This is a genomic window from Ktedonosporobacter rubrisoli, from assembly GCF_004208415.1.
In the GTDB taxonomy this organism is placed as follows: domain Bacteria; phylum Chloroflexota; class Ktedonobacteria; order Ktedonobacterales; family Ktedonobacteraceae; genus Ktedonosporobacter; species Ktedonosporobacter rubrisoli.
Genome location: NZ_CP035758.1, coordinates 1,260,266 through 1,279,233 on the forward strand (window position 1 = coordinate 1,260,266; position 18,968 = coordinate 1,279,233).

Sequence of the window (18,968 nt, forward strand, 5' to 3'; positions counted from 1 at the left end):
TGCGAACATGAGGACATTTTGTATGGACGACAGTAAAGAAATACAAGAAGTATCAGTGCAACAGGGTCGTCGCCTGCATGGTTTTGCTCTGGTAAGCGTCATCGTAGCTCTAATGCTAATGCTCTTAGTAGAAGCGCTGGACCAGACAATTGTAGGTACAGCGATGCCACGCATCATCAGCTCGTTACACGGCTTTGAGCTCTATACCTGGGTCGTGACTGCCTATCTCCTGGCTTCAACCGTGGTAGTTCCGCTCGTTGGCAAGCTCTCCGATCAGTTTGGGCGCAAGGGCTTTGTGCTTGCCGGTATGGCAATCTTCTTGCTTGGCTCAGCGCTGGCCGGGACCGCTCAGAACATTGAACAGTTAATTATTTTTCGCGCCCTGCAGGGAATCGGTAGCGGAATGGGTATTATGCTGACCTCTACGCTGCTTGCCGACATCTTCCCGCCGGAGGAGCGGGCTCGATGGATGACGCTCTATGGCGTGGTTTATGGCTTCTCAAGCCTGGTTGGACCGAGCGTAGGCGGCCTGATTACCGATCATGGTCCGCTTCTAGGGAGCCTGATCGGCGAGGCTACGCGCTGGCGCTGGATCTTCTATCTCAATCTGCCCCTGGGCATCGTCGTCCTGGCTGCGCTACAGCTCTTCTTACCAGCCAATATCTCTGAGCGCACTTCGAAAACGACAGGCTGGGCGGCCATGCGTAGTATCGATTTCAAAGGAGCATTGCTGGCCGCGGGAGCAACTATCTGTCTCCTGCTGGGTCTGACCTGGGCCGGCGATGCAGCCCTGGGCTGGAGCGCTCCACTGACCATGGCCACACTTATAGCCGCATTCGTGCTCTATATCCTGTTTTTCATCTGTGAACGTTTTGCTCAGGAACCGCTCATCTCTCTGGATCTCTTTCGCAACCAGATTTTCTCGGCGGCCTCAGCACTCTCACTTTTGCAAGGGATGGTATGGTTATCTTTAGGCATTTATGTTCCTCTCTTCCTGCAAGGCGTACTGGGTCTATCGGCAACCGCCGCGGGAGCAACCATTACCCCAGCTACGGTTATCTCCATGGCTAGCGGTACGCTGGCCGGCCTGCTCGTCTCGATCTTCAATCGCTACCAGCTCATCTCGATTATTGGAATGCTTGTAATGAGCATCGGAGTCTTCTTGCTCTGGCAGATGACCCCTGCTACTAGCCCGCTACTGGCAGGAATGTTTATGGTCATTGCCAGCCTGGGCCTTGGCGTCCTTTTCCCCATTCCAACTCTGGCCGTCCAGAACTCGTTACCCAATACACGCTTAGGCGCGGGCACTGCTGCCTCGAAATATCTCGGCTTGCTTGGTCCAACCCTGGGTGTGGCAATAGTAGGTGTTGTAGTCAACCACTCGGCCTCTAGCAATCCTGTGAAACATCTCCCTACGAGTCCAGCCGAGCAGCAAATGCTGGCAACGGCTCTTCAATATGGCTTTAGCGCTATCCTTATCTTCAGCCTGCTGGCCGTGCTGGCCTCCCTCTTCCTCAAAGACGTGCAGCTGCCAGGCAAGCTGAGCGCCAAAGAGAAAGAGCGACTCGCCGTCCCGCAAGAAACTACAATTACGAGCAAGGAGGCAAATGAGCGTTGATTACCTCAGCGCCCAGGGGAGCGGCGAGAACATCACTACCTGGTATGCGATGTAACAAAAAGCTGTGTATAGACGATATATTAATAGTGCTGTTGTTAAATCCATAACGGAACAAATTGCCGGATGATAGCATTATTGTATATAAGAGCGCAAAATATCCCTAAAGATGATAGTAAAGTTTTGCAAGGAAAAGTTGTTCACGAAACCAAACTTTTTTTAACATTTCCTCGCTACACTCAAATTAGCGCTTAAAGTACATGGTACGTTTCCACGGTCCGGCCCGGCAGGCTTTCCGGGTTTAGCCAATAGCCTGACAAGCAGCTTGTTTTGAGACCAGCAAAGCCGGGAGAAAAAGTAGTTTCTATACACAGTTATAAGGAAGGAACCACAATGCGCAAAACCATTCCTATAGCGCTACTGTGCGCTGTATTAGCCTGTGTTTGTACATTCTTTCTGAGTGCACCGAAAACCTTTGCCGCTGCCGCTGACGGCTCTGCATCATCGAGCCTACAAGTAAGCAGCGTTTCAAACAACGTGCATGATGATCGGCCACCATATGTACGCGGATATCGCCAGGGGTACAACGATGCTGTTTACGATTGTACTCACACGGCTAACCGAGCTCAGACATTAAAGCGGGACGATTACAGTCGCGGCTATGTCGATGGCTACAATTATGCTCGTGCGCATGACCGAGCCTGCACCAACCCATATACGCGAGGATGGTACCAGGGATATCACGATGCCGTTTACGATTGCATACATAATGCATACAGGGCAGAGGCAAAAAAGCTTGATGATTACAGTCGCGGCTATGTCGATGGCTACAATTATGCTCGTGCGCATGACCGTGCCTGTACCCAGCATTAAAGCCAGATCAATACCGGGTTGCCCGGTGACGCTGACAAATCTTTGCCTTGCCCGTTCTGGCCGGAGAGGTAACAATGACCTTTTAATTGTGCTCTGAGCAGGAAAACTATGGCGCCACGGCATGGGGGTAATAGAGAATACTTCACGTGGCAGCTAAATAACGCTTGCTCATAAAGGTCATTCATCTTATCAAACAGCATAAAGCATGAGTCGTTCCAGATTTTGGAACGACTCATCGCCAAAGTAAGCCTCTTATGGATCACAAGAGAAGCCGCTAAAACAGGCGGAGCAAGTAACATCAACTATACTTTCAAGATTTTTGGGCAATAGCGATAAGAATATATCAGGGGCGGATCTGCACAAGTGTCCTGGCATATTCCGCTCACTTGTGCGGGCTAACATTATGCCAGTGGCGGGCCTGCCAGGCCAATAGACAGAACAAGAGGCCCCCAAGCGTAAACCACGGATCCCAGATCAGCAAGTTTTGGATGGTCATGTGCACCCCCTGCTGCATTGTTGGAGCCTGGTCTACCGGCGCGCCGGCCAGAATTTGCACCTGTTGCCAGGAGATAACTCCATTCATCGCCAGTACCTGTATGCATCCACCATAGAGCGTATGCACGAGCAGGATCATGCCGCCCAGCCAGGAAGGAACAAGCAGCAGCCAGCGCGGAATGATTCGTCCCCAGGCCTGGATTAGAGCCAGAGCGATGACAGCTCCGACTGCACAGATGACCCCACAAGCCAGCACCCATATAATGCCGTTGATGATAAAGCTGTAGACGACATAGGCAGTAAGAGCCACGGCTCCCAATCCCATTATGCCAAATTGCAGCATGCGCGGCATGCGCGGGCCACGAAAGCGCAGCAACACAACTACGACGCTCAAAATCACCATAATAGCAATGGTGGCCGCTATAGCACTGAGGCTAACGTCTCTGGGCGGAGGCACAGAGCGCGCACCCGCTCCGAGACCCATGCCCGGCAAGGTAAGCTTACCGGTGAGGGCCATTTCGATTCCCCAATAAAAATGCATAACTGCGAACAAAAACGACCAGATGCAGGTGACATAGCCAAGCCACCTGGTCAAGCGGGGCAGTTCAAGCGCGCTCCCATGCGCTAGCTCAAGCGGATTTTTCGTCATAGCACACTTCCTTTCTGCTATGCAGCAACAACGCAAAATAGTCTGCTTTTTCGGCTCGCGTTGCTGCTCAACACTTTAGTATCGCTAGCGTTAATAGTAGGGCATAATTGTCATTAGCAGATATTCGATATGTCGCTTTAGAGTAACCGATATGTCGCAAAGCTGTCTCATATCCGGCTCAATAGTGATCTGAAGCGGGACTAAAGCTACGCTAGCCTGGCGATCTCGGCAGAAGCGGCAAAAGCAGGCATATCACTAGCAATAAGGTATTGACATTTTGTCAAAAGCTGTGTACATTTTGTCTAGAAGGCTTTCTTGCGGTATATGTATCTCAGCGCTTGTCAGCTAAAACAGGCTGAGTACACCTACTTCCAACAAAAGAAAGTATTACTAGCTCATGCAACAAGTTGAAAGCGAAACTTTTCTACTGGCTCAGGTGAAGCAGATTGCCGAGGCAATCCTCTATATGTTCGGTGAGGAGCATTGCGAGGTGCTTATTCACGATTTTCGCCAGCCGGACCATCCGATTATCTGGATTGGTGGGCATCTCACAGGTCGACACGTGGGAGGAGCGATGAGTCAGATCGGGCTGGAGATGCTGGCCCAGGGAGACGAAGCGCGAGCACGCATCAATTATACTGTGCAAACCGACGACGGCAAGCGCCTCAAAGCCTCGATGGTCCCTCTGCGCAATGCCGAAGGGCAGGTTTTCGCCGCCCTTTGCCTCAAGTTCGATATTACACCACTCCTATCGCTTGAACACCTGCTGCACCACTGGCTTTCGTCAGACGAAACGTCGCCACCCGTTTCCAACGTCCACTATTCCGATTCCAGCGCAGACGTGGCCCAGGCCATTCTCGATGATGTAGTGCACCAGCGCGGCTTACGCCATCCTCCCCTCGACGCTGCAGGCCGCATAGCGCTCATGCGGGCCCTTCAGCAACATGGTTTCTTTGGTATTCGTCGTGCCGTCCCTATTCTTGCCGACTATCTACAGTTATCTCGTGCCTCCATCTATCACTATCTTAAGCAGGTCTCGCCGCAGCAGTCAGGCGCATTACTTGAAGGCGAAGAATAAGCCTGGATCGTCAGTGCTGCCAAGAGCGACCTCACAGGAGAAATACGATGAGCTACATGAAATTTGACGTCATTATTGTAGGCGCAGGCGGAGCCGGCCTGATGGCAGCCATGCAGTTACCAGGCGCTAGCGTCGCAGTTCTCTCCAAAGTCTATCCCACTCGTTCGCATACTGGCGCGGCCCAGGGTGGCATCGCTGCCGCGCTGGGAAATCTTGAAGAGGACCACTGGAAATGGCATATGTACGATACGATCAAAGGCGGCGACTATCTGGTTGATCAACCGGCGGCCGAGATCCTGGCCCGCGATGCCATAGATGCTGTCTATGAGCTGGAACATCGCGGTTTACCCTTCGATCGCACGGCTGACGGACGTATAGATCAGCGCTTCTTTGGTGGTCATACGAGCAATTATGGTAAAGCTCTTGTGCATCGCTCCTGCAAAGCAGCCGATAGAACCGGACATATGCTCTTGCAGACATTATATCAGCAGGCCTTAAAGAATGAGGTGCATTTCTTCAACGAATATCTTGTCCTCGATCTCTTGCTGAATGAAGGGCGCGCCTGTGGTGTTGTGGTCCTGCAAATTCGCACGGGCGAGCTGCATGCACTCCATAGCAAAGCCGTGCTCTTCGCGACCGGTGGCTATGGTCGAGCCTGGCGCGTGACCAGCAACGCCTTTGCCTGCATGGGCGATGGTATGGCGCTGGCCTATCGGCGGGGCATTCCGCTGCAAGACATGGAGATGTATCAATTTCATCCTACGGGCCTTTATCGCATCGGGATCTTATTAAGCGAAGGAGCACGTGGAGAGGGAGCGCGGCTGATCAACGGGGACGGTGAGTACTTTATGGAGCGCTACATGCCTACGCTCAAAGACCTGGCGCCGCGCGATATCGTCACGCGCTGCATGATTCAGGAGATCAAGGAGGGGCGCGGCGTCCAGGGCAAGGACTACGTTTATCTCGACCTGCGTCATCTGGGCGCCGAGGTTATCAGGCAAAAGCTCCCGGATATTAGCGAGTTCGCGCGTACCTATCTCACTGTCGAGCCGACAAAAGAGCCTGTTCCCATCCAGCCGACCGCACATTATGCCATGGGTGGCATTCCCACAGATCTTGAGGGCCGCGTCGTAATAGATCCGCAATGGACGCCGCTGCCCGGTTTCTACGCCGCCGGTGAAGTCGCCTGTGTCTCGGTCCACGGCGCCAATCGTCTGGGCACGAACTCGCTGGTTGATCTTATCGTCTTTGGACGCCGCGCCGGCAAACATATCGCCAGCTTCATTCAGGAAAACGAGCATGTGCCGTTGCCCTCGCAGCCAGAAGACCAGGCCCGCGAACTTGTGGAACATCTCTATACCTCAAGCGGTGGCGAATCGGTGGCCCAGATTCGCCGCGACCTGCAGAATGAAATGGATCGCAATGTCTTTGTAGAGCGGACCGAACAGAGCTTGCTCCACGCCAGCGAAGCGATAGTGGGCTTGCAGGAGGCCTTTACCCGCGCCCAATTACAGGACAAGGGCAAGCGCTTTAATACCGAGCTTATTGAGGCGATCGAACTTGGCTTTCTGCTGGACTGCGCGGAGGTTACCACGCACAGCGCGCTGGCACGTCGGGAAAGCCGGGGCGCGCACTATCGCCTCGACTATCTACAGCGCGACGACGCCAACTGGCTTAAACATACTCTGGCCTACAGAGGAGCAAAGGCCGGCGAGATCCGCCTTGCCTATAAAGATGTGATTCTTATCGATGATCCCATCTTCGCGCCCAAGGAGCGCAAATATTAGGGCGCAACGAGCAGTCAGATCTATTACCGATTCTGTTAGCATTTTCAGTCCCTTTCCGGCTTGACTTCAAGTACGCTTGAAGTCATATACTCCACGGCAAGCGAGAGAAATATCCTCGGTCCGTTTCCGAGGGCATTTCTTGATTAAAGTCTAGAGCTTACATTGCCACCTTGCACGCTGGCGAGAGCTGGCTGCGCTAGCCAGCGTGCAAGGTATAAAGGAAGGATGTTATGACAGAACTGAACATGAACGACTGGAACCAACAGATCATCGAGGAATTCCGCATCCATGGGGGCAAGGTCAAAGGAGCGTTTGAGGGCGTGCCTTTGCTCCTGCTGACTACAACGGGGGCCAAAAGCGGGCAAAAGCGCATCAATCCGCTCACCTATTTTCGCGACGGTGAGCGCCTGTTTATCTTTGCCACTAAAGGTGGTGCGCCGACGAATCCTGGCTGGTATTATAATATGCTAGCACATCCACACGTGACCGTCGAGCTCGGCACAGAACAGTTTGAGGCTACGGCAGTGCTTCTTGCAGGCGAAGAACGCGACAAGGTTTATGCCAGGGAGGTACAGATCCATCCAGGCGCCGCCGACTACGAGAAGAAGACCACAAGGAAGATTCCTGTTGTAGAGCTTGTGCGCCGCCAGAGCGCATAATCATGCAGCGCAATATGTTCGCGCTTGTTGCGCGTAGAAATCCCAAATAATCCTGCGAACACGTGTTGAGGTAGAATAGGAATAATTAAAACTGGGAAAAGCTTGTGGAAAAGCGGCATGGACAGGCTCCGCGCCTCCCAACAAGCTTTGCCGTCCCTCTAAGTCTTGAAAATGTTTGCTCATGTTTTGCCATCAATTCTTGCTTTTTGCCTTCAATTGTTGCTTAAGCCCTTAAATTGGTGATAGACTGGTTATAGGCTTATGTATGGGAGAAGAAAGGAGTGTCAACCATGACCGACCCCTCGGTTCAGCCACAGGCCGACGATTTCAAGCCTCCACAATCGGTCGTACGCTTTCCTCTGTGGGTGTCCATTGTGGTCATCCTCGGTGCTCTCTTGACCATCACAGGTGCAGTGATCAGTAAGGTTGACCCTACTCTGCTAACAAATGGGAGTCCCATGACAGAAGCAGTGCGGGTCTATGCAGACTATTTATTTGCACGAAATTTGGCGCTCGCAGTAATGCTGTTGTTTCTCCTTGCAGCCAGAGCTCGGCGGATGCTGGCCGGGTTCATGGTCCTCATCGCCCTTATTCAATTTCTTGACGTAGGAGACGATCTGGCTCGCGGAGCATTTCTGCTCGTGCCAGGCCTGCTCGTGTTTGCCATAGTATTCCTGATTGGAGCAGGGCGGCTCTTCGGGCAGGCTGCCTGGCACGTCGATGCCTGGCGCGCGCCTGAGGAATCATAATCCTCCCAGCTCGCAGATATTCGAGCAACAATTCAGATCGAGATTTTGATGGGCATCTTGATTACAAGCAAAAAGTCGGGGCTCATCTCTCAGATGCCCGCCAGCCATTACACGCGACCCAACAAGCGCTCTCCGTGCTGAGCAACGAACTCGATCAGTTCGGCCTCGCTAAAGCTGGTTCGCGGCAAGAGGATCAGCCTGTCAACGCCCAGCTCGGCGTAGCGTTTGGCATCCTCTAAAGTGAGCGCACCAGGAGGAGGCGTCACGCTGATCTCAAGCTTACCCAGTTCCGCCGGTCGCTCGTAGCGCTTGCCCGCCTCCGCAAGCTTATTGAGCTCACGTGCTGTCACTTCGAGATCGAGATTAAAGCCATACCAGCCGTTACCTTGCTCCACGGCGCGCCGATAAGCTGGAACACTCTCACCCCCGATGATAAGCGGGATCATGCGTTGTGGCTGCGGATAAGACTGCACATGTTCGAAAGAAACAAAACGACCATGATAAGCGGGTTGAGTCTGGGTCCAAATGGAGCGCATTGCCGCAAGGTATTCATCGGTACGTGCCCCTCTCTCCGCAAAGGGGACGCCCAGAGCCCGAAACTCCGGTTCTAGATAGCCGGCGCCAACGCCAAAAAGTAAGCGCCCGCCCGAGAGCTCATCAAGGCTGGCAAGTCCTTTGGCCAGTATAAGGGGGTTGTGCTGAGGCAGGACAATTACGCCCGTCCCCAGGAGAACCCGTTTGGTATGGGCGGCCAGAAAGGCCAGGGCCACGAGCGGATCAAGAAACCGCTCCTGCGGGTCGCTCGGCGAGGAAGGAACCCGAGGATCGGGGAGTACGATATGCTCAGCGGCCCAGAGCGACTCAAAGCCGGCGGCCTCGGCAAGCTGGGCTATCTTTATGGCGGTCACGGGATAACTGCAAGCCACCCTATTCATTGAAAATAAGCCAAATTTCAACCTTATCTCTCTTTCTGTCATCAAGATTCGCTATTTCACGACTCACCCGCGTGCTATGACAGCACATCCTGGCTAGACGTCACGGGCTTGCATGACATAGCAGAAAACTTCTTAATGTCAGAAGTATGGAGCAACAAAAAGCCTTGAACAATTACCTGATTCAGGCTAGTATAAAAACTACTACCCAGGGAGAGATGCACATGGATGATAAAGAAAGAAGAATGGAGCTTGCCAAATTCCTACGCACACGACGCGCGCGCCTCTCGCCCGCGCAATTCCATCTGCCTGCAGGGGTTGGACAAAGGCGCACCCCGGGCCTGCGGCGCGAGGAGCTTGCCCAGCTCGCTGGCGTTGGCCTGACCTGGTATACCAAACTAGAACAGGGGCAGGCCATTCAGGTCTCAGCCCAGATTCTTGAGAGTCTGGCGCGTACGCTCCAACTCAACGCCGACGAGCGCGCCCACTTATTCGTACTGGCCCGCACACATCTACCGTTGCCATCCGCCAACCCTGTCGAGCAGCACATTAGCGCGGACTTACAGCGCGTTCTTGACAGCTTCAATCCATATCCAGCATTCGTAGTCAATCAACACTGGGATATTAGCGGACGAAATCTTGCCTGCGCGCGCGTGTTTAGCTATAGCACCACGCCTCACAGACACCAGGCGCACAACCTCTTATGGCTTATGTTTACCGATCCTGCCCTACGTCAGCTCTTCGTAGAGTGGGAACCCATAGCCCGCCGCGCGCTCGCCCTCTTTCGCGCCAGCGAAGGGCGCGACGCAGACTCTGCCTGGTTTAGCGAACTTAGGGATCGCTTGCTGCAGGCCAGCCCTGAGTTCTCTGCCTGGTGGCAGCTTTATGATGTTTGTGAGTCCCATATCGAACGCAAGGAGCTCAATCATCCGTGCGTAGGACAGCTCATTTTACAATCGACGACAATGCTACTCACCAATGCCCCCGAACTACGGTTGTTCCTCTATACGCCACTGCCAGAAGCTGATACCGCGCACAAGCTCGCCTTTCTGCTGGAACAGCCAGCCATAAGCAATGCCTGAGTGGGCAGATAGTCCATTATCCACATTCTGCTAATAGCCAAAAAAATCTTTAGTTCGCCTGCCTGCGCATAGCTTTTGCCCAAGAAGCTACTTACAATTCTGTCTGACAAGCAATACAGCCTCTCCCTACTCTTGATCTATGCTTCTCATTTTTGCTATACTTACTATACGTACAGCGAATGAAATTTGGTAAGCAATCAGTTACGAAGCTTCAGATAGCTATGACGATTAAATTATCAAAGGAAGAGAGCAAACAATGAAACATTTCTGGCTAAAGCACAAGTGGTTACGCCGCACAACATATAGTATTCTCGTCTTGTTGGCATTTTGTCTTGTCGTCCTGTTGGCATTTGCTTATGCTTACATGCCGCCAGAAGATCGCGGTCACCCTTCTGCCTACCTGGCCCAATTGCAGCGAGAACATCTTGATCACTACATCGATGCAGGCAACTTTCGTTTGCACTATCTAGAGCAGGGCAGCGGAGAGCCGGTCGTGCTCCTGCCCGGCGGTGGTGCCTGGCTCTATGAGTTCCGCAACATCGTCACCACCCTGGCTCCCCACTACGCAGTCTATGTGATCGATCCTCCGGGCGATGGATATACAACTCCCCTCGCCAAAAATCCCGACTACAATAGCATATACACTCTCGACTCTATCGATAAGTCGTTACAAGAGTTTATGGACAAGCTGCACATTTCAAAAGCAGTTTTCGGCGGCAATTCCTGGGGTGGAGGCATGGCTCTGTACTTTGCAGAGAAGCACCCGGAGCGTGTAAGCAAGTACATTGGCCTTGATAACGCCGGCCTGGCTCTGCCTGATCCCTGGTTTTATGAGCTCGCCAAGTGGCCAGCAATTGGCGAAGCTACCATGAAGCTTTCTATGCCAACCAGCGCTGCAGCGACGAAAGATTTGTTGGAAGGGCTTCTCTATGATAAATCAAAGCTTTCGACCGAGATGGTGCAGGAGCTCTATCCACCCCTCACGTTCCAGTGCAATCTGATCTCACAATGGGTACTGGAGCGCAATCTAGATTGGAAGGTGACGGACCAGCTCATTCCCAGGATGACAATGCCAACACTGGTCATCTGGGGCAAACAGGACACAATTGAGGATGCAAACAACTATATCCCACGCTGGCATCGGTTAAATCCTCGGGCTAAGATTGTCGTACTCGATCATGCAGGCCATCTGGTATATGATGATCAGCCAGAGGAAGTGCAGCAATTGATGCTGAATTTTTTAGCTTCATAGGGCAAAATACTTTATTCTACAAGCGTAGTGTTTATAGCTGAACGAGAGAGAATCGCGCAAGGAAGGCCAGGAGCCTGGAGAGTGCCCACAGCTTCCCTAGCAAGCTATTGTGTTAAGATAGAGCATACAAAATTTTAGCTGGTATCCCGCAATTTTGCTGAAAGCAAGAGGGAAGGGGCGAGGTAATTTTATATGTCTGTTAGCCTGTTTGTAATAGTTTTATTCCACCGAGGTAATGAGCGATGGAGTTGAGGCAGCTCCACTACTTTCTCGTTGTCGCCGAGGAGCTGCATTTTAGCCGCGCCGCCGCCCGTTTGCACATGTCGCAACCCCCGCTGAGCCAGCAAATCAAGCAGCTAGAAGAAGAGCTGGGAGTGCAGCTTTTCAAACGCACAAAGCGCCATGTCGAACTGACGGAGGCTGGCGAGGTCTTTCTGCAGGGCACACGGCAAATTCTGGCTCAGGTGAAGCATACTATCAACGACACGCAACGGGCCGAGCGCGGCGAAGTAGGCTCGCTCACCATTGGCTTTGTGGGCTCGGCAACCTATGAAATATTGCCGAAGATACTGCGTGCCTATCGTGCCAGCTTTCCCGACGTCAAGCTTGACCTGCGCCAGCTCACCACGGCCGAGCAGGTCAAGGCGCTCATAGCCGGACAGATTCAGCTCGGTTTCCTCCGGCCTCCCATCCAGAAAGAGACGCTACGGCTCGAAACGCTCCTACGCGAGCCGCTGGTAGTGGCCTTGCCCAAAGATCATCAGCTGGCAGCAGAGACGCACCTGAGCTTACGCTCACTCGCCCAGGAGCCCTGGATTCTCTATCCGCGCCGCCTCGGAGCTGGTACCTACGATCGCCTCATGCGCGCCTGCCAGCAAGCTGGCTTTGAGCCGCAGATCGTCCAGGAAGCGATTGAGATGCAAACGATTGTCGGGCTGGTCGCCACGGGTATCGGCATCTCGCTGGTTCCAGCCTCGGTACAAGGCTTGCGCCAGAATGACATTATCTACCGCGACCTGTTCGATCCTCCCCTGAGCTGGGAACTGGCCCTGGCCATGCGCCGGGAAGAGCCCTCGCCAGTGCTAGAAAACTTCCTTACCATCGCCAGAAGCTTTCGGCAAGAGGACTGATTCAAGCAAGGCTAGAATACTCCTGGCCTGAACCTTCTGAAGGCTCACACGGGCTTGATAAAATCTTCTCCGGGTTGGGTAACGAGCGAAGTTTATCCTTGCGTGGCCTCTCCACTCTGGCTCTCCTGAGTTGCCCGAGGCTTTTTGGCTGATGGCAGCAGCGAGACAAAGAGCAAGGTTAGCAGAGCTAGAGCAGCAATTGCCCATGTCGATGCCTCAAAAGCCTGCCCATAGCTCAGGGCAGGTTGCGCGCCGGGACGCAGGACACCAAAGAAGATGATACCAATGAAGGCGACGCCAAGTGCATTGGCAACCTGAGTTGTAGTCGTAAGCACTCCCGAGGCAACCCCTACATTTTGCGCTTGAATACCAGCCAGAATTGTATTAATGAGCGGAGCCGCCACAATACCTTCACCGAGACCAACCACCAACAAAGGTAAGACAAGCTCTACCTCGCGAATGTGAAACCCGGTCTGGAGGACAGCCCATAGCGTCGAGAGCTCGCCAAGGAACATAACGATGGCGCCACTACGCAAGATCCACGTTCCGCCTAAGTGAGGAACCAAGCGCGGCGCAATCAGCGAAGTGAGCGCAAATCCGATTCCCAGAGGCATAAAGGTTAGACCAGCGGCCAGGGCAGAGAAGCCGAGACCCATCTGCAAGTACAATGCCAGGATAAAGAACAGGGCTGCATTGCCGCTATAAAACACCAGGGCAGCTATCATACCCAGATCAAAGGTTCGATCCTTAAAGAGTGAAAGCGGCAGTAAAGGGCTGCCTTGCTTTCTGCTCAAGCGATGTTCATAGAAGACAAAACCGGCAAAGACCGGAAGCGTCAGGATTAAGCAGAGAAAGGCCCACAATGGCCAGCCAGCATCGCGTCCTTCGACCAGAGGATAGGTGAGTAAAAAGAGGGCCACGGAGAGAATCCCTACGCCGCCCAAATCAAGGCTACGTGCGCCATCCACGCGCGACTCACGAATCAAAGGGATAGCGGCCAGTACAGCCAGAATACCGATAGGAACATTAACCAGAAACACGTTGCGCCAACCCAGGCCAAAAGCATTGCTCGTAATCAGAAAGCCGCCAAGGATCTGGCCGGCAATCGAGGCCAAACCCACCGTAGCTCCATAGAAGCCAAAGGCAATCCCACGTTCCCGCTCACGGAAGTTTACCTGAATGAGAGCCAGCACCTGCGGTATCATCAGAGCTGCCGCCAGACCCTGCGCAATACGCGCAATAATCAATAGAATGCCAGATGGCGCAAGGCCGCAGATGAGCGAGAAGAGCGTAAATCCGAGCATTCCAACTACGAACAAACGCTTGCGTCCATATATATCACCCAGGCGCCCGCCAGTAATCAGACCTACAGCATAGGCCAGAGTATAGCCAGCGATGACGAGCTGGATCTCACCGAAGCTCATCTGTAAGCCGTGTTGGATCGAAGGAATGGCCACATTTACAATAAATGTATCTAGAATCGCCATAAAAGTGGCGATAAGAATAACGACAAGGGCAAACCAGCGACGCGTATCCACTGCCGTGTCCGCTGGCCTCACTGATCTTGTTGTACGAGTAGTCATACAGAAACTTCCTTTTCTGCTAAGCAATAGCGCTTAAATCCATAATGCCTTCCGCTTCCTCATTTGCTGCATTTGACGGTAACCGAGAAGAACAGCGCGGGCCCTAATGTGCTTGCCTGCGTCCTCTCTGGCCCCTGGCATCCCGTTTTTGAGAAGTGGAAAGCCCGCGTAAAATTAGACCATTGTCAGCATAAACATTACGCTGATAGAATACTTGCTATAACTGATACTCGTCCAATACTTTTAAAAGTAGGAACCATAAAAAAAAGGTATAGAACGACAAACTATGGAACTTCGAAACTTGCGCCATTTTATGGTAGTCGCCGAAGAAATGAACTTCACACGGGCGGCCGAGCGTTTACAGATCGCCCAGCCAGCCCTGACACGTAGTATTCATAATCTAGAAGAAGAGCTTCAGGTTCTTTTATTTGATCGCAGCAAGAGACAGATTGCACTCACGCCGGCCGGACAGGGCTTTTTAAAGCAGGCCTACCTTATTTTTGCCGATGTCGAGGCAGCTATCCAGATAGCCCGCCAGTTTGACCAAGGCAAGCTGGGATACCTGGCTATTGGCTTTACCGGAGCTGCCATCTATAGCGTGCTCCCTCAGATTGTCCATACCTATCAAGAGCGTTTTCCAGAAGTCGAGGTAGTCTTGCATGAGTTGTCCATGCGCGAACAAGTGACTGCCCTTAGCGAACATCGCCTGGATATTGGCTTTGCGGTCGCGCCTTCACTGGTGGAGAATCTAGCTTATGAACGCCTGCTGGAATGCTCAATGGTCGTCGTTTTACCCGAAACACATCCCTTGGCCAGCAGAGCCAGGGTCGCCCTCGCAGAACTTGCCAAGGAACCGTGGATCTGGTTTCCCCGCAAGCTTAATCCTCATTACCATGATCAGAATACGCGCCTGTGTCAGCAGGCAGGATTTGAACCGCGTATTGTGCAAGAGACGGCTCATCCTCATATCATGGCCAGCCTGGTAGCCGCTGGCCTGGGAGTGGCAATGATGAGCGCCTGGACCCAGAGCTTGAAGCGAGAGGGTATCGTCTTTAAACCCTTGCTAGAACCCTCATGGAGCGTGGATCTTCAGATGATGCGGCGAAAGCAGGAAACATCGCCCCTTATTGCAGCATTCACATCTCTGGCAAGAGAGATCAGCAGCAAGTTTCATCCAGACGCTTGAAAGCTTTCCTATGCCATTTTTCTTGCTGGTTAGAGCACACAGGCCAGGAAAAAAGGGAGCATAAGACGGATGCCTGAGGTATCTTATCCCTTTTCCATTTTAGTGATGTTGTCCAATACCCATGCCCGCCTCGACTGTAAACCATTCAACCAGACTGTGAAGCAGCTATTAGGGAGCTGACTTCTGGTCCTGGGAAAGGGCCAGGCGGCTGCGAATACCGGCAAAGTGCGCGGCCATAGCCTCTCTTGCTGCCGCACCGTCTCCGCTGGTCAGGGCTTCGACGATACGCTGATGATCTTTGACGGTGGCCATCGGCGGATCAACCAGGCCGGGTAGTTGCGCACGTACGACGTGAAATACATCCCAGAAGGCTTGCAAAAGCTGGATGACAAGATTATTGCCCAGCGGACGATAGAGCACCTCGTGAAAGGCCCGATCCTCTTCCGGAAAGAGCTCGTTGCGTAAGGCCCGTGCCTCCATTGTAGCGATCAAGACGCGCAGATCAGCCAGGTGAGCCGGCGTCGTCACTTCCGCCACGTGGGCTACAAGGTTGCATTCAAGGATCTGGCGCACTTCTAACAGCTCGTGTAATGTGCGCAAGTCGCGCGGAGCATCGACTAATACACGAAACGAGAGCCCGGTTACCAGGGCCTGCAAAGACAGATCACCCACAAAGGTTCCCTGGCCGTGGCGCGTCTCTACAATCCCCACGGTCTGTAACACCTTGATCGCCTCACGCACGGCGTTACGGCTCACCTGAAGCTCGCCGGAGATCTCCGCTTCGCTTGGCAGAGGAGCGCCCGGTTGGAGCTGATGCTCGATAATATATTGCTTGATGTAATCCTGAATGCTCTGCTGCAAGGCTTCGCCACGTGGAGCAGAATTCAAAGCCGTCACACCTTGACTCCTTATTTTTTATTGGGTACACTACTTCTCAACAACTTGTAGGACAACCATTGAAGGTGATATGATATCTTTAACTTGAGGTAAGACATCCTACAAGCGAGTGTTTTTACTATTATAACACAGGAGGGATCTGCGTAGGAACAAGCTAGTAAAACTCGTAGCGGCTACTCTCTAGCGCTCATGTCCGTTCGTAGAAGACACTGTTGTCATTCGGTTTACAGAGCTTTTGTCTCGCCAGGCATGCTATAGTTTTATAGGTGAGGGCCAGATATACCTTGTTCAGCATTCTCAAGCATTTTCGCGTCCACAGTGGGTCGAGTGAGCATCTCCAGCGGAACAATTCTCTCAGTGGAGGGAAGAATAGAACTAGTCTCCGCAAAAGCCCGGAAAGCATCACTAGCAGAGCAAGCTTTAAAAAGGCAGCAAGACTTGAGGAGTTGATGTATACACAACAGCTCTGTAGCACATGTTGAAAGGAAGACATATCATGGCATCGACAGCCACTCTGCCCTGGTATAAAGAACTGACAAAGAATCATTGGCAAGCCTTCTGGGCCGCCTGGATGGGATATGCTTTAGATGGCTTCGACTTCGTGCTCATCACCTATGTCTTAACCAATATCCAAAAGGAATTTCAACTCGACCTGGTTACAGCCAGCACGCTGATCAGCGCCTCTTTTATTACACGCTGGCTCGGTGGAGCTATCGTTGGCAGCATTGCCGACAAGATCGGGCGTAAAAATGCCATGATCGCCGGGATCTGGCTTTACGCCATTGGCACCTTTTTTTGTGGTCTGGCCTGGAGCTACTGGTCTCTGTTCGCCTTCCGGCTTATCGTCGGCCTGGGCATGGCTGGTGAATATAGTGCGAGCTCGACCTACGTCTTAGAGAGCTGGCCCCTGCGTGTGCGCAACAAAGCCAGCGGTTTTCTTATCTCTGGCTATAACGTAGGAAGTCTAGTTGTCGCCTTTATTTATCCTTTTATCGTTACAAACTTCGGCTGGCGCGTGCTCTTCTATGTCGGCATCATTCCCGTACTCTTGACCCTCTACATGCGCAAGAACCTGCCCGAGAATACCGAATGGAACGAGAAGCGCAAACAGGGGGAAGCCAGCAGCGGCATCTCTTTCTTCAAGCTCTTCTCGCCGCAGATCCTGCCGGTCTTTCTGGTCGTAACGCTCTTTATCTTCTCAGCCTTCCTCTATAGCTGGCCGCTGCAATCCCTCCTGCCCACCTATCTAAAATCCATCGGCTATGATGCCGTTGGTGTAGCGCAAGTAATGTTTGCCGCCAACTTCGGCACGCTGCTTGGTTGTATCTTTGCCGGCTTCCTGGGCGATCGAGTTGGCACAAGGCATGCCTACATCTACTCGCTACTGGTCTCGCTGGTCCTGATCTTACCGGTTTTCCTGATCGGCAAATCGACGATCCTGCTGCTTGGCGTGCTCGTCTTCGTCTTACTCTTCGTGAGCCAGGGCATTGCCGGCCTGCATCCCAAGTTTATGTCGATGTACTTTGCGCCGGAGATTCGGGGAGCCGGAACCGGTGTGGCCTATAATCTTGGCGCGCTTGGTGGAGCGATTGCGCCTATCTGGGGTGCCTTCTTTGCCAAACAGATGGGCTTTGGCATAGCGCTGGCCGTGCTGATGCTGTTCTGGACGCTGGTCGTGCTGGCGATTGTAGCCTTTAACATTCCCGGGCGCCTGCTGCGCCGTACAGCCGGGGTTGAGGCCTATGATATTACGCCGAGCCAGGGCAATAAAACGAGCGTAGTCGCTGCGGCTCCCAAATAAGCTTTGGCCTCTTTTAAGTGGATCGAGAAACGGCGAGGGCGCGCCTCGCTCTTTCTCCTTCCGGTATACTTACCAATCCAAATAGCCATCCGGCAATGACACTAGTAAGGGATATATAGCAATGTCAGTTCTTGCGTCTCGTTTGCATGGAATTGTGCCCCCGTTGAGCACGCCTTTGACCGAAGAGTTTGAGATCGATACAAAGTCGTTGGAGCGCTTGATAGCCTTTCAGCTAGAGGCCGGCGTACACGGCATATTTGCTCTGGGCTCAACCGGCGAAGTGGCCTTTCTCAGCGATAAGCAGCGCGCCACAGTCCTTGATGTTGTAGTCAGGTGCGTGGCGGGCCAGGTTCCGGTGCTGGCCGGGACTATCGATATGACGACGGCCCGCATTATCGAGCATGCCAGAGCCGCCGAGCAGGCCGGCGTGAATGGCCTGGTGGTAACTGCGCCATTCTATACGCGCGTCGGTCAGGCCGAAATCAGCGAGCATTTTCGCCTCGTCCACGCGGCTGTAGAGCTGCCGCTCCTCGCCTACGATATTCCTGTCGCTGTGCACAGCAAAATCGAGCCCGGCACTCTCCTGCAGCTAGTCAAGGAGCAAGTTGTGCAGGGCGTCAAAGATAGTAGTGGGGATGAGGCTAACTTTCGTGGACTGCTGTTGGCCCGCGAGAGCTATCCCGACTTTCTTGCCTTTACGGGCTCAGAGCTGCTGGTTGACGCCGCGCTGATGATAGGGGCCAGCGGGGCGGTTCCGGGTCTTGGCAACGTCGATCCGGCCGGCTATGTGCGCCTGTACGAAGCAGCGCGGGCCGGCGATTGGCAGGCCGCGCGCCAGGAACAGGAGCGCCTTTACCGGCTCTTTGAGATTATCAAGGTCGGCCTGGGACGCATGGCGATTGGCTCATCAGCGATGGGGGCCTTTAAGACAGCCCTGCAGCTGCGCGGCATTATCGCCACCAACGTGGTAGGACGCCCGCAATTGCGTTTGAACGCAGCAGAGACGGAACAGATCCGGCAAGCGCTACACACAGCCCAACTGCTGTAAGCCAATCTCAACAGCGATTGGCAGAGGGCGCCTGCCGGCAGTTTTCCACAGCATCCCGCAGGCGCCACATATGCCGCCTACGTAGCGGTCGGGGCCCTTCTCTACCCTCTTATCTTTCATTCCGGCCAGACGACTGCTTCAAAGGTGGCATT

16 protein-coding genes are annotated in these 18,968 nt (G+C 53.2%); 12 read left to right on the top strand and 4 right to left on the bottom strand.

The genetic code is table 11. The features are described from left to right. Positions 1 to 22 precede the first annotated feature (22 nt). Positions 23 to 1,618 (top strand): MFS transporter, encoded by a 1,596-nt coding sequence (locus EPA93_RS05780; RefSeq protein ID WP_165422902.1) that lies wholly within the window; start codon positions 23 to 25, stop codon positions 1,616 to 1,618. A gap of 390 nt (positions 1,619 to 2,008) precedes the next feature. Next, entirely contained in the window at positions 2,009 to 2,488 is a 480-nt protein-coding gene (locus EPA93_RS05785; protein WP_129886138.1) for a hypothetical protein, read from the top strand. A gap of 382 nt (positions 2,489 to 2,870) precedes the next feature. On the opposite strand, the gene EPA93_RS05790 is transcribed toward EPA93_RS05785, so the two are convergent. Continuing rightward, complete coding sequence (locus EPA93_RS05790) at positions 2,871 to 3,632, bottom strand: DUF3995 domain-containing protein (RefSeq protein WP_129886139.1); 762 nt, start codon at positions 3,630 to 3,632, stop codon at positions 2,871 to 2,873. A 397-nt stretch (positions 3,633 to 4,029) separates the two neighbouring features. On the opposite strand from EPA93_RS05790, the gene EPA93_RS05795 reads away from it, so the two are divergent. From EPA93_RS05795 to EPA93_RS05810, 4 genes are all read left to right on the top strand, one after another. Continuing rightward, the gene (locus tag EPA93_RS05795; RefSeq protein ID WP_129886140.1) at positions 4,030 to 4,710 is read left to right on the top strand and encodes a helix-turn-helix transcriptional regulator; all 681 of its coding nucleotides are present in this window, start codon (positions 4,030 to 4,032) and stop codon (positions 4,708 to 4,710) included. 47 nt (positions 4,711 to 4,757) lie between these two features. Then, the gene (gene sdhA / locus EPA93_RS05800; RefSeq protein WP_129886141.1) at positions 4,758 to 6,497 is read left to right on the top strand and encodes a succinate dehydrogenase flavoprotein subunit; all 1,740 of its coding nucleotides are present in this window, start codon (positions 4,758 to 4,760) and stop codon (positions 6,495 to 6,497) included. Positions 6,498 to 6,727: 230 nt separating this feature from the next. Further along, the gene (locus tag EPA93_RS05805) at positions 6,728 to 7,156 is read left to right on the top strand and encodes a nitroreductase family deazaflavin-dependent oxidoreductase (RefSeq protein ID WP_129886142.1); all 429 of its coding nucleotides are present in this window, start codon (positions 6,728 to 6,730) and stop codon (positions 7,154 to 7,156) included. A gap of 290 nt (positions 7,157 to 7,446) precedes the next feature. Beyond that, on the top strand, positions 7,447 to 7,905 hold the full coding sequence (locus tag EPA93_RS05810) for a hypothetical protein (protein ID WP_129886143.1): 459 nt from the start codon (positions 7,447 to 7,449) through the stop codon (positions 7,903 to 7,905). A 107-nt stretch (positions 7,906 to 8,012) separates the two neighbouring features. Here EPA93_RS05810 and EPA93_RS05815 read toward each other — a convergent pair whose 3' ends face one another. Next, complete coding sequence (locus tag EPA93_RS05815) at positions 8,013 to 8,861, bottom strand: LLM class F420-dependent oxidoreductase (protein WP_207229456.1); 849 nt, start codon at positions 8,859 to 8,861, stop codon at positions 8,013 to 8,015. Between the two features lie 200 nt (positions 8,862 to 9,061). Here EPA93_RS05815 and EPA93_RS05820 point away from each other — a divergent pair, with 200 nt between their 5' ends. The 3 genes from EPA93_RS05820 (at position 9,062) to EPA93_RS05830 (ending at position 12,301) form a co-directional block, all read left to right on the top strand. Then, positions 9,062 to 9,919 (top strand): helix-turn-helix transcriptional regulator, encoded by an 858-nt coding sequence (locus EPA93_RS05820; protein ID WP_165422903.1) that lies wholly within the window; start codon positions 9,062 to 9,064, stop codon positions 9,917 to 9,919. A gap of 256 nt (positions 9,920 to 10,175) precedes the next feature. Next, positions 10,176 to 11,171 (top strand): alpha/beta fold hydrolase, encoded by a 996-nt coding sequence (locus EPA93_RS05825; protein WP_129886145.1) that lies wholly within the window; start codon positions 10,176 to 10,178, stop codon positions 11,169 to 11,171. A 242-nt stretch (positions 11,172 to 11,413) separates the two neighbouring features. After that, positions 11,414 to 12,301 carry a LysR family transcriptional regulator gene (locus EPA93_RS05830; protein WP_129886146.1) on the top strand — a complete coding sequence of 296 codons (888 nt, stop codon included), beginning with the start codon at positions 11,414 to 11,416 and terminating at the stop codon, positions 12,299 to 12,301. A 92-nt stretch (positions 12,302 to 12,393) separates the two neighbouring features. Here EPA93_RS05830 and EPA93_RS05835 read toward each other — a convergent pair whose 3' ends face one another. Beyond that, entirely contained in the window at positions 12,394 to 13,884 is a 1,491-nt protein-coding gene (locus EPA93_RS05835) for an MFS transporter (RefSeq protein ID WP_129886147.1), read from the bottom strand. A 286-nt stretch (positions 13,885 to 14,170) separates the two neighbouring features. Between EPA93_RS05835 and EPA93_RS05840 the strand changes: the two genes are divergently transcribed. Continuing rightward, positions 14,171 to 15,070, top strand: a complete 900-nt coding sequence (locus tag EPA93_RS05840) for a LysR family transcriptional regulator (RefSeq protein WP_129886148.1) — start codon at positions 14,171 to 14,173, stop codon at positions 15,068 to 15,070. 168 nt (positions 15,071 to 15,238) lie between these two features. Here EPA93_RS05840 and EPA93_RS05845 read toward each other — a convergent pair whose 3' ends face one another. Continuing rightward, complete coding sequence (locus EPA93_RS05845) at positions 15,239 to 15,967, bottom strand: FadR/GntR family transcriptional regulator (protein ID WP_207229457.1); 729 nt, start codon at positions 15,965 to 15,967, stop codon at positions 15,239 to 15,241. A gap of 496 nt (positions 15,968 to 16,463) precedes the next feature. Between EPA93_RS05845 and EPA93_RS05850 the strand changes: the two genes are divergently transcribed. Beyond that, positions 16,464 to 17,768: an MFS transporter gene (locus EPA93_RS05850; protein ID WP_207229458.1), complete on the top strand. Its 1,305-nt coding sequence runs from the start codon at positions 16,464 to 16,466 to the stop codon at positions 17,766 to 17,768. 121 nt (positions 17,769 to 17,889) lie between these two features. Continuing rightward, positions 17,890 to 18,816, top strand: coding sequence for a dihydrodipicolinate synthase family protein (locus EPA93_RS05855; protein WP_129886150.1), 927 nt, complete (start codon positions 17,890 to 17,892; stop codon positions 18,814 to 18,816). Positions 18,817 to 18,968: the final 152 nt, after the last annotated feature.

What these genes read in the sequence shown, in the direction of transcription:
- EPA93_RS05810 (WP_129886143.1), top strand. Translation starts at nt 7,447, where the DNA reads ATGACCGACCCCTCGGTTCAGCCACAGGCCGACGATTTCAAGCCTCCA.
- EPA93_RS05805 (WP_129886142.1), top strand. Translation starts at nt 6,728, where the DNA reads ATGACAGAACTGAACATGAACGACTGGAACCAACAGATCATCGAGGAA.
- EPA93_RS05850 (WP_207229458.1), top strand. Translation starts at nt 16,464, where the DNA reads ATGGCATCGACAGCCACTCTGCCCTGGTATAAAGAACTGACAAAGAAT.
- EPA93_RS05830 (WP_129886146.1), top strand. Translation starts at nt 11,414, where the DNA reads ATGGAGTTGAGGCAGCTCCACTACTTTCTCGTTGTCGCCGAGGAGCTG.
- EPA93_RS05820 (WP_165422903.1), top strand. Translation starts at nt 9,062, where the DNA reads ATGGATGATAAAGAAAGAAGAATGGAGCTTGCCAAATTCCTACGCACA.
- EPA93_RS05785 (WP_129886138.1), top strand. Translation starts at nt 2,009, where the DNA reads ATGCGCAAAACCATTCCTATAGCGCTACTGTGCGCTGTATTAGCCTGT.
- EPA93_RS05840 (WP_129886148.1), top strand. Translation starts at nt 14,171, where the DNA reads ATGGAACTTCGAAACTTGCGCCATTTTATGGTAGTCGCCGAAGAAATG.
- EPA93_RS05795 (WP_129886140.1), top strand. Translation starts at nt 4,030, where the DNA reads ATGCAACAAGTTGAAAGCGAAACTTTTCTACTGGCTCAGGTGAAGCAG.
- EPA93_RS05780 (WP_165422902.1), top strand. Translation starts at nt 23, where the DNA reads ATGGACGACAGTAAAGAAATACAAGAAGTATCAGTGCAACAGGGTCGT.
- EPA93_RS05855 (WP_129886150.1), top strand. Translation starts at nt 17,890, where the DNA reads ATGTCAGTTCTTGCGTCTCGTTTGCATGGAATTGTGCCCCCGTTGAGC.
- EPA93_RS05835 (WP_129886147.1), bottom strand. Translation starts at nt 13,884, where the DNA reads ATGACTACTCGTACAACAAGATCAGTGAGGCCAGCGGACACGGCAGTG.
- EPA93_RS05825 (WP_129886145.1), top strand. Translation starts at nt 10,176, where the DNA reads ATGAAACATTTCTGGCTAAAGCACAAGTGGTTACGCCGCACAACATAT.
- sdhA (WP_129886141.1), top strand. Translation starts at nt 4,758, where the DNA reads ATGAGCTACATGAAATTTGACGTCATTATTGTAGGCGCAGGCGGAGCC.
- EPA93_RS05790 (WP_129886139.1), bottom strand. Translation starts at nt 3,632, where the DNA reads ATGACGAAAAATCCGCTTGAGCTAGCGCATGGGAGCGCGCTTGAACTG.